This window comes from Ignavibacteria bacterium (assembly GCA_016707005.1).
Taxonomy (GTDB): domain Bacteria; phylum Bacteroidota; class Ignavibacteria; order Kapaibacteriales; family Kapaibacteriaceae; genus UBA10438.
This window is the reverse complement of the sequence record JADJIQ010000004.1, coordinates 41,228-55,159: the sequence shown is the minus strand read 5'-3', so window position 1 is coordinate 55,159 and position 13,932 is coordinate 41,228. Positions and strand designations below refer to the sequence as shown.

Below are 13,932 nucleotides of genomic sequence, written 5' to 3'. Positions count from 1 at the left end.
AACTCAGGCTTCACATTCAACGAGGGTCACACTCGAGAAGGAATAATCGCCCCGATACAAAGCCTAGCCCCTTAAACGTTTTTGTGCGACGGTCGTAGATCACCGGCCCCATGGTATCGCACATTCTTCCCATGCGGAGAATGTTGAGATCGAGATTCACATAGGCAAGAGTTGTTGCACTCGCCCACCCTACTGCGCTTCCGTCGGTTGAGATCTGCACCGGCACACCAAGGTTCACCGCTCCCTTGAGCCATGAACGTTTGCCGTTGATCGTTACGAAGTGGTCTCCGTCTACACCCGCATAGACCATGAGTGCACCGTCATGCGAGAACGATATCGGTCCTGTTTGTCTTCCGGATGGATACTCAGCGCCACTGAAATTGACAACATTGTTTCCATTGCGTACTGCACGCGCAGCAACTAGCGGATCGAACGGTGACAGTGCCAAGCCCCATGCCGATTGAACGGGAAGGCTGGTCCACGGGGCATTCATCTCCGTTGTGTAGAGATAGACTCGAGCCGTTCCGGAACCGTCGCTTGCGATCCATGCGCAAACGGAACCAACTACGTTAAGGACGATCTCTGAAAGCGATGCCAACGACGACATGATCTCTTCCTGGCCGCGATAGACGCTCCAGCGTGTTCCGAATCGTACGGCATAGACAGGAGCCCCGTCTGCCCACACTCCCGATAGTTTGATCTCATCTGCTGTTACGTGCTCCTGCCCATTCTCAAACAGGACGTCAACAGCACCGCGGCGTTCCACCCATGCGATCACCAAACCTTGCGGATCAAAACAAACCATGCGCGGCTCATTCACACACCGAAACGATCGCTCGTATGTGGAGAGACGTCGGTCATTGCCATTGGTATGATACCACCACGGAGTGGACGATTGTGACGGGAGATAGATCGCCTCGAGAACATCACCCTCAAGCGCAACAGTATCCTCCATCGTAAGCACATGCCATCTGTTTTGGAGCCTCACCCCAACCACTACATTGGAACCATCGTAACTCACCTTTGGCGGTAACACTCGCTCATAGGGTCCGTACTTCTGACCGTCGATCACCAACCCAGTGAACTCTTCATACTGCTTCGTTAGTGCCCACCAAACGCCCGACGAATCAAGACCAACAGCAAAGGCACGCTCGTTCGCATCAAGCAACAACTTGTCGGTGCAATCCTGTGCGGAAAGGTCATCAAGGGGGCTGATGAGTGCGCACAGAACAATGAGGAGGACGATCTTCATACAGGACCAGTCAGGCCGATGGAACATACCAACGTTCTTGAGTTGCGACGCAGGTGAGTGCAACATCGTGTGACTCTGGGATGATACTGTGAACACGCTGCATCTCGTAGGCGATTCCGATCGATGGAGCTGTTGCAGTGCGTAGGAACTTGTCGTAGTACCCTTTGCCATATCCGATGCGATGACATTGTCTGTCGAAGGCAACGAGTGGAACGATGATCGCAGCATTTGCATCAAAGAACGCATCATTCGTAATGACATCTTCCTCCGACTCGATCACGGGCTCCGGGATCCCAAAAGCCCCTTCTCTCCACGATGTGCGCCAGGTGATGCGACAATGATGCATCACGCCCTTTCCGGGAGGAACAACAGGCACATAGACCTCCTTACCGATACCCCACGCATACTCGATGAACGGCATCGTCTCGATCTCACTGCCAATGTTGCGAAAGATGTGAACGCGTTCGGCGATCTGAAAGGCGCGGACCTTGTGTGCACGCTCAAAGATGATCTGATCCCATAGAGACCGATCGTCTGGGTTTATGCCAGATCTCCGCTCCAGAATGTCCGATCGTAACTCGCTCTTGGTCACTGTTCTCTCCGTGATGCAATGATGTCCGGCAGGACGATGGCTGCCAACAATACACCACCGCCAATGAGCTGCCTGACAGAGAATTGTTCATTGATGGCCATCCACGCAATGAATGATGCGGCAAGGGGCTCAATGGCAAAAATCACTCCTGCGCGAACCGGATGTGTGTACTGCTGATATCGCGTTTGAACAAAGGTTGGGATCACAGAAGCAAAAATCCCGCAATAGAGCAGTCCAAGAATGAGATCCCGGTCAAACGTCACATTCAAGGATGTGCCTTGCGAACTGTCAACTCCTACGCCTACTCCTGCCAAGATCACCGTTGCGACGAACTGCAGGATCACGAGTGCATTTTGCTTCTGTGTATCGTGACGGATCTCCGTTGTCCACACATCGATGTAGGTGAGGTAGACTGCCCAGAGAATGGCACTGAACAACGTAAGCACATCGCCAAGATTCACACCCTGAGATTCGGGAGAGGTGAATAACCAGAGTCCAACCAGCACCATGATGATAGAGAAGACATGGTTCGGTTTGATGCGTGCGCCATCAACTACGCGATGGACGAGTGGAACAAAGACCACCATCGTTCCCGTGATGAAGGCCGAAGCCGACGCAGAGGTCATCGTCAGACCGATGGTCTGTAGTAGGAACCCAACACCATACAGAACGCCGAGTGCAAGCCCCTTCCCCATCGTGTCTTTGTCGATCGATGCCAATGAACGAGGCCACACGGCGACTGCCACCACGGTGGCAAGGACGAATCGCAGAAGAACAAACATGCTTGGACTCACGTCCACCATGGCCGTCTTCACAACGGCGAAGGTGCCTCCCCACAGGATGGTTATGGCAAGGAGGAGAAGCTCAGCGTTATGACGCTTCATTTGGCAGGAGTTGCTGCCATCAACTCGTAGTAACGGGCAGCGGCTCTCATACCGATGTGGAAGTTGCCAAGATCGAAATGTTCATCAGGCGAGTGGGCATTCTCGTTATTCAAACCAAAGCCCATCAACACTGTTGGTGCCTTAAGGATGGTATCGAAGAGTAGCACTACGGGGATCGATCCACCTTCGCGAGTGAATCTACATCGCGTTCCAAAGGTCTCTTCCAATGCCGCAACGGCAGCATGCATCGCCGGCGAATCCCGAGGAACGAGAACAGGGTCTGCTCCATGCAGGTCTTGCACGTGCACGGTTACACCCGGCGGTGTGATCTGACGAATGTAGTCCATCACCTTCTGTGCGATGTCGTGATGTTTCTGATATGGAACGAGTCGCATACTCACCTTTGCCATTGCGCGGGCAGGCAGCACCGTCTTAGCACCCTCTCCGGTAAAGCCACCAAGGAGTCCGTTCACGTCAAGTGTAGGTCGCGCCCAGAGTTGTTCCGGAGTGGTATAGTCCTTCTCCCCGACCAACCTCGTGGCGCCCACATCGGCAAGGAGCCGGTCTTCATCATAGTCAAGGTCCATCAGCGAGATGTGTTCGTCGTGAGAGATCTCCAACACGTCATCAAAGAAGCCCGGAACCAAGATCGTTCCGTCCGGACTCTTCAGCTGCGCAATGATCTGCGCCAGGGCATTCAGCGGGTTGGCCACTGCGCCACCATACGAGCCGGAGTGCAGGTCGCGATTCGGACCTTGGACATCGATCTGCAGGTATGCCAGTCCGCGCAGACCATAGACCAACGACGGCATACCCGGAGCGAACATTGGCGTATCGGATACGAGCACGGCATTACACTTCAGCATCTTCTTCTTTTCTTTTACGAACGGCGCGAGGTTCGGACTTCCGATCTCTTCTTCACCTTCGATAAGCAACTTTACGTTCACAGGAAGCTTGCCATTCACGGCCAGCATTGCTTCGAGTGCCTTGATGTGGAGGAACACCTGCCCCTTATCATCTGTGGCACCGCGGGCATAGACTTTTCCGTCGCGGACCGTTGGTTCGAACGGCGGGTTGGTCCAGAGGTCGATAGGGTCAACCGGTTGCACATCATAATGGCCATAGAACAACACCGTGGGTGCATTCGGTCCGGCCTCGACATATTCTGCATAGACGATCGGATGCCCCTTTGTAGGGAATATCTCTACATGTGGCATTCCGATCGAACGCAGGTGCTGGGCCAACCACTGGGCGCAACGCTCCACATCGCCTGAATGCGCCGGATCTGTGCTAACACTTGGAATACGAAGAAACTCCATCAGTTGCGCTTCTGCACGGGCCTGATGTTCAAGGAGGTAGTCTGCTACGGTCATGGTAGATGGCGTATTATGGGAAGGACAAGAGTGTAAAAATACCAAAGGCTTGGTGCAGAAGCGCTCTTCAACGATGTTTGTTGGAACAACTGCTGCGCGAAAGGCCTCCATGGAGAAGATTTTCGGGATCGATACCTTCGAGATCCTCCTACATCTGTCGTATCTCTTGCTGATCGCAGGTTCTCTCGTTCGCACGATCCTTCCGCTGCGGATCATGATCATTTGTTCGACCATTGCCGGATTCATCTCTGGATATCTATCGGGCTATGGCTCAATGGTGTTGTGGGAGGCCGGTTTCTTTGTGGTGAACGTGGTGCAAGTGATCATCATCATTAGGGAACGTCGCTCAGCCAAGCTTTCCGAAGAAGAGCACACCCTTCACAAACACAAATTCTCCGCCCTGTCGACGGTCGATTTCTATCGGCTGGTCAAACGTGGGACGTGGGTCTCGGCACCATCCGGTGAGCATCTCACAACGCAGGGTTCACCTGTAGTACGGATCTTGATCGTAAGTAAAGGGGCTGCCCAGGTAGAGATCGACGGAACTGTGGTTGCTTTCTGCCGGAATGGTGATTTTGTTGGGGAAATGGCATTCGTTTCGGGAAATCCTGCCAGTGCAACTGTAACAACAGTGACGGAGACTCGTTATCTTATGTGGCGATCAGAAGAATTGAAGGGGCTACTAGAGAAACATCCTGACATCAAAAACGCTCTTCAGACTGTTTTTTCTAAGAATTTGATCGAGAAGCTCTCTCGCGATGTGAGGGCATCTGAGTCTGAGAAGATAGGTGCTTAGGATAGAATTGCGTAGATTTTCGGAATCGTATCATTTGGGATCACCATGGTCGAACAGCCAGTTTCCACACCGTTAGCACTCACGAACGACGGAACTCTAGAGATAGTCTTCTTGGGTACGGGAACGGCATTCGCCCGTCGTCTCTTTCAGACCAACCTCCTTATCATCAAGGGTGAGGAGCATGTTCTGGTGGATTTCGGGATGACCGGTCCCCAAGCCCTTCAGGCCCTTGGGCTTACTGGAATGGACATCAGAACGATCCTGCCCACACATTCGCATTCAGATCACATCGGTGGCCTCGAGTACCTTACTCTTGTTAACAGGTACATGGCGGTTCCGTCGGGCAAAGAAAAACTCAACATGATCATTACGGATGTGTATCGTCCGATCCTTTGGGACCTCTCTTTGCGTGGAGGGCTGGAGTACAATGAGCAGAATGCCGAAGGGCGCCGTCTCTCGTACGACGACCTTTATACGACACACGTACCGCAGCAGATTGCCTCTGAACCTCGCTCGATCTTTTCGATCGATATGAATGGTATCAAGCTGGAGCTCTTCCATACGAACCACATTCCGGGTGAAGCTGACAGTCCGAAGGATGCCTTTGTGACGTATGGCCTGCTCATTGATGACCGAGTCTTTTTCTCTGGTGATACGAAGTTCGACCGTGACCTCATCGATATGTATGCAGATCGATCAGAGATCATGTTCCATGATGCCAGCATGACGCCGAACCAGGTACATGCTTGGGTGGAAGATCTTCGTGGCATTCCGGAAGAGATCCGTCGCAAGATGTATCTCGTCCACTACCAAGACGAGATGACCGATGATGACGCCGCAGATTTCAAGGGGCTGGCCAAACAAGGTATTCGGTACCTGTTCCCCTGAACGTTTACACGCTCGTCTCTAGCGCTACAGCTTCTTCGTAGACTCGCTCGTACATCGGAACGATCAACGAGATATCAAACTTTTCAACCGCACGCTTGCGCGAGTTCTCGCGGAAGATCGCGAGCTTTTTCGGGTTCGATAAGAGGTCCACACAATACCGTGCCATTCGGTTCACATCTCCGAGTTCAGCGATGAAGCCGGTCTCGTCGTGACGAACCACCTCAGGTATGCCACCGATACTCGTGGCCACTACCGGAACAGAGCAACTCATCGCTTCAAGAGCCGAAAGGCCAAAGCTCTCTTGTTGTGATGGCAGTAAGAAGATGTCTGCTGCGGAGAGGATCTCTGGCAAGGCAGATTGTTTGCCCAAAAAGGTAACGTACTCTTCTACATTCAGCTCACGGCATAGACGTTCTGCATCACTGCGCTCAGGACCGTCACCCACAAAAACGAGGCGTGCCGGAAGTTTCTTGCGTACTTCGGCGAGAATCCGAATGCAGTCGTGCACACGCTTGACGGGACGGAAATTGGAGACGTGCATGAGGATGAATTCCCCTTCTGTGCGCAGACGTCTTTCAACGGTTTGACATTCAACTCGCTTATAGACCTCCGTATCCACAAAATTCGGGATCACCTTGATCGGGAGATCTTCACCGAAACTCTGTCGCGTCTTCTCTTGCAAGAAGCCTGAGACTGCCGTGATTATGTCGCTCTTCTCAAGCGAGAACTTCACGATCGGATGAAACGTGGGTTCAAGTCCAACCAGCGTGATATCCGTGCCGTGCAGCGTGGTAACAAGCTTGAACGGTGTTGTGGTTCGTGCGATCTCCTTCGCCAGATAGGCGCTGATCGCATGAGGGATCGCATAATGCACGTGCACCACGTCGAGGTGTTCGTATCTTGCTACGTCGAGGATCTTTCCGGCAAGTGCAAGTGTATACTGATTGAACTCGAGAAGCGGATACGACGGCGTCTCAACCTCATGGTAGTAGATGTTCTCCTGAAAGCGATCGAGTCGCATCGGTTGGGCATAGGTGATGAAATGCACACTATGTCCGCGCCGTGCTAGTTCTTGCCCAAGTTCCGTTGCTAAAACACCGCTACCGCCGTACGTTGGGTAACACACCATTCCTATTCGCATTTCTCGTCCTCTCTTCAGAATGAACCGCAAGACATTGCTCGCAGTATGACCTTTCCACCCTACGATAGTGTTCGCGGTGAAGCGAAGGTCGAAATTACCATCAAACGATCGGTCTTCTGCGCATACATAGCGCCGTGCACGACGAAAGACCAAGCAATTGAGTTTCTCGAGCGTATCAGAGCGCAGCATTGGGATGCTGTGCATCACTGTTATGCGTGGCGGATCGGCCCGCATGGCATGGAGTATCGGATGTCTGATGACGGCGAACCCTCAGGCACGGCCGGCAAGCCGATTCTGTTCGCATTACAACGCGCAAATCTCAGCGATGTGATCATTGTGGTTGCACGCTATTTCGGAGGCGTAAAGCTGGGCGTAGGCCCCTTGGCTCGCGCCTATGCTGATTCTGCCCAAGGTGTGATCGCTGCGAGCGAGCTGTGGACCATTCGTCCGATGGCACATTTGACCGTACATTGTATGTACGATGATGTATCTACGATAACACATGTGCTCGAAGAGGTTGACGCGCGGTTCACGCCTACGTACTCAGACTCGATCACATTTGATGTAGACGTGCCACTCGTCAATCTTGAACGCCTTAAGGCAGAGATCACGACGCGCACAAATGCACGGGCTGGCTATTCAAAAATCGCCGCCGAGTGAGAAGAGGTAGATCGGCTGTGACGTCCCGCCGTATGGCTCATTACGCCATGCTACATCAAACCGCAGTGGCAGCCCTAGTGCAAGCGAACGAATACCGAAGCCAAAACTCGAGAGCACCGGATTCGGAGCCTGACGTCCGCTCGGCATCCACGCCATTCCATTGGAGTCCCACGCGCCCCCTGCATCAAAGAAGACTTGACCTTGGAGGCCTTGGAAGAGCGATGGAATAGGTCCGGCCTGGAATGCGAACAAGAACGGGAAACGGAATTCGATGTTCGTCACAAAGTAGCGCGTGCCGTTTCGCTCATTGAGTGCCCAACCGCGTAGAGGCCAACCCGGACGAGTGAATGCAAAGTCTTCGGGATTGACAAACGGCCAACCGTTGTCGCTAAAGAATCTGTTGAACCAGTTATCGATACCGCCAATGAAGAACTTCTGCGGATCTCGGCCAAGGCTGTAGCCACCACTGCCACGCACCGCGATCGTGTACGATTCACCGAGGTGGAGGTAGTGCCGTGCGTCGATACGTGCAGTTGCAAACGAGAGTCCATTGTCTGACCATCCCGGCGAACCTTCGAGCGTGATGTTGAGTCGAGTACCCTTTACCGGTGCCCAGAAGCCCCATAGAGCATCATCAAGCACATAGGAAATGGTTGGTACCGTTACGAAGCGGGTGAGAGATGGCTCTTGTGGAAAGTCGACGTTCTCGCGTGACATCGACATGATCTGCATCCCGACATCGAAACGTGTATAGCGCGAGAATGGGTATGATGCCCACACCAATCCGCCATAGTTCCTCAGTCGATACAAATATGTGTAGGGCGAGCCTTCGGGCTGAATGTAGGTGAAACCTGCATTCTGAAACACGGAGACATGATAGTCCACTACATCCGGCAGGTACCCATATGATAGGAGGAAGCTACTGTTTGTGAGATCGAGGTAAAGATTCGCACGGAAGTAGATCTCGTGATCACCCATCATGTCCGTGAAGAGGAGTTCTATCTGACCATTGGCACCGAACCAGTTGCTATAGCCGGCATTACCTGTCACCACGTCTGGCGAGAATGTGACTTTGTAATCCTTCGGAGTGAAGTCAGTCTTCATGGTGCTATCTGACCCACTGCGCTCGTCTCCGGGAACTTGGATCACGTCATCATTCGGTTGAACTGACCGCTGCTGAGAGAGATCCACATCGAACATTCCATAACTGGTTGTGGTTGTGTCCTTCAGCTGCGAGATCCGGTCCATCACTCCGGTGAGAGCATTCTTTTCTTCAAGCTCCATCTGACGGAACCTTGTTAGAGGCAAGGTATCATGTTCCTTAAGATCCAAGGGGAACTTCAATAGGAACAGGTCATATCCCACACGGTTCTGCGAAGCAAAGAGAAGCTTTGTGCCATCCTGCGACAGCGATATCTGCGAAACTTCTTGAAGCGAGTTCGTGATCGCCACTTTTCTGCCGGTCGCAAGATCCATCTTCCAAAGATTGCTGATCCCATTGTAGTCGGCAACGAAGAGCATCTGCGTTCCGTCCGGCGTTATCTCGATGGAATACTTCCCTACATCTGGATCCTTGGTGATACGTTCGATCGTTCGGTCTTCAAGCGAGATGCGATAGATATCGCGCGCATCTACATCGTGATCCCACATCTCAAAGTTCTGTGTGGTCTCGAAGCCCGATGTGTATTTCATTCGGTCGGAGATAAAGTACACGGTCTTGCTGTCCGGCGTCCACGTAGGCGTCATGTCCGTGAAGACATCGTTTGTGAGTTGGCTCAGCGACTTCGCCTCAAGGTCATACAGGAAGATATCGGATTGTTTCCCGCCCGTATCGGCATCAAAGGCAAGGTACTTTCCATCGGGTGACCATGCCACGCCCCCTATCGTTTGAAAGCCGAGCATCAGGATCTCATAGTCACCTGTGGCAACATCGATAAGGTAGATGCCATCTTGTCCTGCAGCCTTAGCTCCAACAGCAAGTTTGGTTCCTTGCGGATTCCACGACACACCGGGAGTGAGGAAGTTCAGTTCTTCGAAGTCTGTGGAACGTGCGCTGCCGGCCAGACGTCGAGCGTTCTTGGAAACAAGATCCATAACCCAAAGACCAAACGTTTGATCCCCGCGGTCAGAGATAAATGCTACTTGTTCTCCGTCGGGAGAAATGGCCGGTGAGGTATTATAGAAATTCCCGTCCTTCTGGTGGTTCGTGAGCCTGCTCGAAAAGTCTTCGACGTATTCGTAGCGATTCACATCCGGGAAATAATACTTCTTCTCATCCTTGGCCCACTGCTCGGACATTTCTTCATAGGTCATGCCGAATGCAGCGCGGAACGTTCTATCGACGTCGCCAATGGTGCGGAACCGGTTGAGGACTTCGCCCACCTTCCCTTTTCCATATTTGCCGGCGATATAGGACCAGAATGCTTGACCGCCACGGTAGGCGAAGTAGCCGTTGAGCTGACTGATACCACGGAGGTATTCACTCACTGCCACATCGCGCATGAACATATCGGTCTTCACATCAAGACCGTTAGCACTTGAATATTCGGCGAAGCCTTCATTCATCCACAACGGAAGCATTGCGGCACCACTGCTGCTCATCAACGCTTGAATGGAACCGCCGTAGAACATGTCATTGATCACGGCATGGACCAACTCGTGATGGATCACGTGACGGAACTTGGCGTAATCACCTTCAAACGGTAGGACCACACGGTTCTTGAAGAGTTCGGTCACACCGCCGATACCTTCCGACATAAACTCATCGATCACGTTCGTCTGTTGGAACTGATTGTGAGAGCTATAGATGATCAGGACGATGCGTTTTGTGATGGAGAACGAGAGTTCTTCCTGGATCTGCTTGAGTGCGTCTTCGGCCTTCAGTGCCGTGTATTTGGCGATATACTCCGCATCGCCGTGGAAGTAGACATCAAAATTCTCTGACTGAATGTATCGCCAGTTGAATTTCTCATACTGCTTCTTGTTCTTTCCAAAAGGGAGATTCCCCGCCAAGAATTGAGCGGAGATACTGTCCGTAAGGATGACCAGCGATAGAAGAAGGAGTAAGGGGCGCATGGAGATCGAAAGTGTAGATCCGATGCTGAAGACCCGCTGCGACCGGAATATGTTACCGTTCACGCTGATGTTTCAGTCGATTGTTCCTGTGATCCGCCCACAGTCTTCCTTGGCTTGGATCGTTTGGCAAGATATGCCAATCCGGCCTCTGCGGCAGACTGTTCGGCATCCTTCTTATTCCGTCCGGAACCACTGCCGATCACTCGGTCTTCGACGACAACATCTACTGTAAAGTGTTTCTCGTGGTCTGGGCCTTGCTCACGAACCACCACATAGCGGGGAGCTGCCTGCCCCCTACCTTGTACGGTTTCAAGGAGGAGACTCTTATAGTTCGTATCGTGAACGAGAGATTCTCGAACCATGATCGGGAGGAGCTTTTCCACGATGAAGCGTCTGACCTCATCAAATCCGCGGTCGAGATACACTGCTGCAATGATGGATTCCAATGCATCGGCCAGCATGGAATCATTCCCACGCTGCAGAGACTGCGTGGCTGAATAGCTGAGGAACAGAAATTCGTCGAGCTTGAGTGCGCGGGCACAGATTGCAAGAGACTTCTTGTTAACGATCCATGACCGCATCTTGGTGAGCTCGCCCTCCAAGACCTCTCTGTTGTTATAGAAGAGGTATTCGGCCGTGACCATGCCGAGGATGGCATCACCCAAGAACTCAAGTCGCTCATTAGAGCGATGGTCCGGGGTGTTAACCACCTGGAGGTAGGAACGATGCGTTAGGGCCTGCTCATAGAGCGAGGCCAGATGGATATCCACGCCGATCTGCTTCTCAAGTTCAGCCACACGTTCATCCGTAAGGATGCCCATGGGTGGGAAGAGATCGCGAAACATCGCATTATTCGCCGACCCGCGATTGGAGGCGAACTTTAAAAGATTAGCGTAAAGCTGACGGACGATGTCCTTCACAACCGATGGCCGGACGTGGTGAGAGTCTTACTCAGAGAACGCTTTGAAGCACAGTGTAGCATTGTGTCCACCAAAGCCGAACGTGTTGCTCAAAGCAGCGCGGATCTCACGCTTCTTTGGAGCATTAGCCACATAATCCAGTGTGCAGTCCGGATCAGGTGTGATCTGATTGATCGTAGGAGGGGCGATGCCATTGACGATGGCCAACGTTGTTGCGATGGCTTCAACCGCACCAGCTGCACCGAGGAGGTGACCAGTCATGGACTTGGTTGAGCTCACCGACATCGTCTTGACATGGTCGCCAAAGACCGTTGCGATGGCTGCCGATTCTGACTTATCGTTGAACGGTGTAGATGTCCCGTGTGCATTGATGTAGTCGATATCCTCAGGAACCAGACCAGCGTCTTCAATGGCAAGCTTCATCGAGCGCACAGCACCTTCACCACCGGCTGCCGGCTGCGTGATGTGATAGGCGTCATCTGTGAATCCGATACCGGAGAGTTCGGCAAGGATCGTTGCACCGCGGTTCATGGCGTGTTCAAGAGTTTCAAGGACAAGGATCGCTCCTCCTTCACCCATGACAAATCCGTCGCGGTCTTTGTCGAACGGACGGCTTGCTGTTGCGGGATCATCATTACGGGTAGACAGTGCCTTCATCGCATTGAATCCGCCGATACCCATCGGACAGATCACTGCCTCTGAGCCCCCTGCCAACATCACATCAGCCATACCACGCTGCATGAGCATGAGGGCATCGCCGATACTGTGTGACGAGGTTGCACAAGCAGACACCGTGCCGTAGTTCGGTCCCTTAAGACCATATCGAATGGCGATGTGTCCGGCTGCAATGTCCGAGATCAGCATTGGTACAAAGAAGGGGCTGATACGATCCGGCTTACCGCCACGCTCGTACAGGTTCTGTTGCTGATGATGGTACGTCCACATCCCGCCGATGCCTGATCCAAAGACCACGCCGATGCGGTTGCGATCCGTTTTTTCAAAATCGATGCCGGAATTCTCAACGGCCATTACAGCAGCCGACATGGCGAACTGCGCGAAGAGGTCCATTCTCTGAACCTCTTTGCGCGATATCACCAATAGTGGGTCGTAATTCTTGACCTCGGCGGCAAAACGTGTGTCGAACTCCGACGCATCAAAACGCGTGATAGGAGCCGCACCACTGCGACCCTCCATCATGCCGGCCCAGAATTCAGTTGCCGTATTGCCAATGGGCGTAACGGCACCAACGCCGGTGATGACGACGCGAGGTATTGATCTCGACATACGAACCTACGAGGATGATCGATGTTTAATTAAGAGGCCTTCGACTCGATGTACGACACAGCGTCGCCAACGGTCTGGATCTTCTCTGCGTCGGCGTCATCGATCGTGAGGTTGAAGGCACGTTCGAATTCCATGATGAGCTCAACGGTATCGAGAGAATCAGCGCCAAGATCGCTTGTGAACGATGCTGCCGGCGTTACTTGTGATTCTTCAACACCGAGCTTGGAGACGATGATCTCCGTCACTTTTTGTGCCACTGCTGACATACGGAACCCTTGATAAAAATGAGGTTGAAAATTTGCCAAATGAAAGATCACATCGCCAGACCACCGTCCACGTTGAGAACCTGTCCGGTGATATACGAAGACTCAGGAGCGATGAAGAATGAGACAACACTTGCTATCTCATCCGGACCGGCGGCGCGCTTCATTGGAATATTGCCGAAGAACGATGCCTTCTGCTCATCCGTAAGCTTTTCCGTCATGTCAGTTTCTACAAAACCCGGAGCTACGCAATTTACGAAAACGTTACGACTAGCGAGTTCACGGGCGAGGCTTCTTGTGAGGCCTACTAACCCAGCCTTGGCGCTGCTGTAATTGACCTGTCCGGCATTTCCCTGCAAGCCAACGATACTGCCGATATTCACGATCCGCCCCGTCCGCTGGGACATCATCGGTCGGGCAGCTGCCTTACACGCATAAAACACGCCTGTGAGGTTCGTATCGATCACATCTTGCCAGTCCTTGCCGCTCATGCGCATGATGAGTCCGTCCTTTGTGATCCCGGCGTTGTTGACAAGGGCATCGATTCGACCCCCTTGTGTGACAACGGCTTCGATGAATCCCTTGACGGAGTCTTCGTCGCTGACGTTCACCTGGAGGAAGGTCACCGTACCCCCTGCCGCACGGATCTCGGAGGCAACAGCTTCTGCCCGTTCCGGCGCAGAGTTATAGGTGGCGAATACATGAGCACCTTCGGCGCAGAGCCTGCGAACGATCGCCTCACCGATCCCGCGGGATCCTCCGGTGACAGCGATCACCTTGCCTGAGTGGTCAAAGGTCTTCATG

Annotated in this window: 13 protein-coding genes; 3 read left to right on the top strand and 10 right to left on the bottom strand. The window is 52.8% G+C overall.

All coding sequences use genetic code 11. The annotated features are described in order from the left end of the window. Positions 1–16 precede the first annotated feature (16 nt). Genes IPI29_06875 through IPI29_06860 form a run of 4 tightly spaced genes read right to left on the bottom strand, consistent with a single transcriptional unit; the run spans position 17 to position 4,101 of the window. Complete coding sequence (locus tag IPI29_06875; protein ID MBK7412260.1) at positions 17–1,318, bottom strand: hypothetical protein; 1,302 nt, start codon at positions 1,316–1,318, stop codon at positions 17–19. After that, a complete protein-coding gene (locus IPI29_06870; GenBank protein MBK7412259.1) occupies positions 1,263–1,844 on the bottom strand; it encodes a 5-formyltetrahydrofolate cyclo-ligase in 582 nt (193 codons plus the stop codon). Before IPI29_06870 ends, IPI29_06875 begins: the two co-directional genes overlap by 56 nt. Then, the gene (locus tag IPI29_06865) at positions 1,841–2,728 is read right to left on the bottom strand and encodes a DMT family transporter (protein ID MBK7412258.1); all 888 of its coding nucleotides are present in this window, start codon (positions 2,726–2,728) and stop codon (positions 1,841–1,843) included. Before IPI29_06865 ends, IPI29_06870 begins: the two co-directional genes overlap by 4 nt. Then, complete coding sequence (locus IPI29_06860; GenBank protein ID MBK7412257.1) at positions 2,725–4,101, bottom strand: dipeptidase; 1,377 nt, start codon at positions 4,099–4,101, stop codon at positions 2,725–2,727. Before IPI29_06860 ends, IPI29_06865 begins: the two co-directional genes overlap by 4 nt. Before the next feature lie 52 nt (positions 4,102–4,153). On the opposite strand from IPI29_06860, the gene IPI29_06855 reads away from it, so the two are divergent. After that, positions 4,154–4,897, top strand: a complete 744-nt coding sequence (locus IPI29_06855) for a cyclic nucleotide-binding domain-containing protein (protein ID MBK7412256.1) — start codon at positions 4,154–4,156, stop codon at positions 4,895–4,897. Between the two features lie 45 nt (positions 4,898–4,942). Continuing rightward, the gene (locus IPI29_06850; protein ID MBK7412255.1) at positions 4,943–5,785 is read left to right on the top strand and encodes an MBL fold metallo-hydrolase; all 843 of its coding nucleotides are present in this window, start codon (positions 4,943–4,945) and stop codon (positions 5,783–5,785) included. A 4-nt stretch (positions 5,786–5,789) separates the two neighbouring features. Here IPI29_06850 and bshA read toward each other — a convergent pair whose 3' ends face one another. Beyond that, positions 5,790–6,926: an N-acetyl-alpha-D-glucosaminyl L-malate synthase BshA gene (gene bshA, locus IPI29_06845; GenBank protein MBK7412254.1), complete on the bottom strand. Its 1,137-nt coding sequence runs from the start codon at positions 6,924–6,926 to the stop codon at positions 5,790–5,792. Positions 6,927–6,971: 45 nt separating this feature from the next. Between bshA and IPI29_06840 the strand changes: the two genes are divergently transcribed. Continuing rightward, positions 6,972–7,586: a YigZ family protein gene (locus IPI29_06840; GenBank protein ID MBK7412253.1), complete on the top strand. Its 615-nt coding sequence runs from the start codon at positions 6,972–6,974 to the stop codon at positions 7,584–7,586. Here IPI29_06840 and IPI29_06835 read toward each other — a convergent pair. The 5 genes from IPI29_06835 to fabG are packed head-to-tail and all read right to left on the bottom strand — an operon-like array spanning position 7,566 to position 13,931. Further along, the gene (locus IPI29_06835) at positions 7,566–10,724 is read right to left on the bottom strand and encodes a PD40 domain-containing protein (GenBank protein MBK7412252.1); all 3,159 of its coding nucleotides are present in this window, start codon (positions 10,722–10,724) and stop codon (positions 7,566–7,568) included. The two genes, IPI29_06840 and IPI29_06835, sit on opposite strands and share 21 nt — an antisense overlap. After that, positions 10,721–11,581, bottom strand: coding sequence for a ribonuclease III (gene rnc, locus IPI29_06830; GenBank protein ID MBK7412251.1), 861 nt, complete (start codon positions 11,579–11,581; stop codon positions 10,721–10,723). The genes IPI29_06835 and rnc overlap by 4 nt, the downstream gene beginning before the upstream one ends. 27 nt (positions 11,582–11,608) lie before the next feature. Beyond that, positions 11,609–12,865, bottom strand: a complete 1,257-nt coding sequence (fabF, locus tag IPI29_06825) for a beta-ketoacyl-ACP synthase II (GenBank protein MBK7412250.1) — start codon at positions 12,863–12,865, stop codon at positions 11,609–11,611. A gap of 29 nt (positions 12,866–12,894) precedes the next feature. Next, a complete protein-coding gene (locus IPI29_06820) occupies positions 12,895–13,131 on the bottom strand; it encodes an acyl carrier protein (protein MBK7412249.1) in 237 nt (78 codons plus the stop codon). Positions 13,132–13,178: 47 nt separating this feature from the next. Continuing rightward, on the bottom strand, positions 13,179–13,931 hold the full coding sequence (gene fabG / locus IPI29_06815; GenBank protein ID MBK7412248.1) for a 3-oxoacyl-[acyl-carrier-protein] reductase: 753 nt from the start codon (positions 13,929–13,931) through the stop codon (positions 13,179–13,181). Between the last annotated feature and the right edge of the window lies 1 nt (position 13,932).

Excerpts from the sequence above, each read along its gene's own strand:
- IPI29_06875 (MBK7412260.1), bottom strand. The coding sequence starts at position 1,318 with ATGTTGCACTCACCTGCGTCGCAACTCAAGAACGTTGGTATGTTCCAT.
- IPI29_06865 (MBK7412258.1), bottom strand. The coding sequence starts at position 2,728 with ATGAAGCGTCATAACGCTGAGCTTCTCCTCCTTGCCATAACCATCCTG.
- IPI29_06860 (MBK7412257.1), bottom strand. The coding sequence starts at position 4,101 with ATGACCGTAGCAGACTACCTCCTTGAACATCAGGCCCGTGCAGAAGCG.
- IPI29_06850 (MBK7412255.1), top strand. The coding sequence starts at position 4,943 with ATGGTCGAACAGCCAGTTTCCACACCGTTAGCACTCACGAACGACGGA.
- bshA (MBK7412254.1), bottom strand. The coding sequence starts at position 6,926 with ATGCGAATAGGAATGGTGTGTTACCCAACGTACGGCGGTAGCGGTGTT.
- IPI29_06840 (MBK7412253.1), top strand. The coding sequence starts at position 6,972 with ATGACCTTTCCACCCTACGATAGTGTTCGCGGTGAAGCGAAGGTCGAA.
- fabF (MBK7412250.1), bottom strand. The coding sequence starts at position 12,865 with ATGTCGAGATCAATACCTCGCGTCGTCATCACCGGCGTTGGTGCCGTT.
- IPI29_06820 (MBK7412249.1), bottom strand. The coding sequence starts at position 13,131 with ATGTCAGCAGTGGCACAAAAAGTGACGGAGATCATCGTCTCCAAGCTC.
- fabG (MBK7412248.1), bottom strand. The coding sequence starts at position 13,931 with ATGAAGACCTTTGACCACTCAGGCAAGGTGATCGCTGTCACCGGAGGA.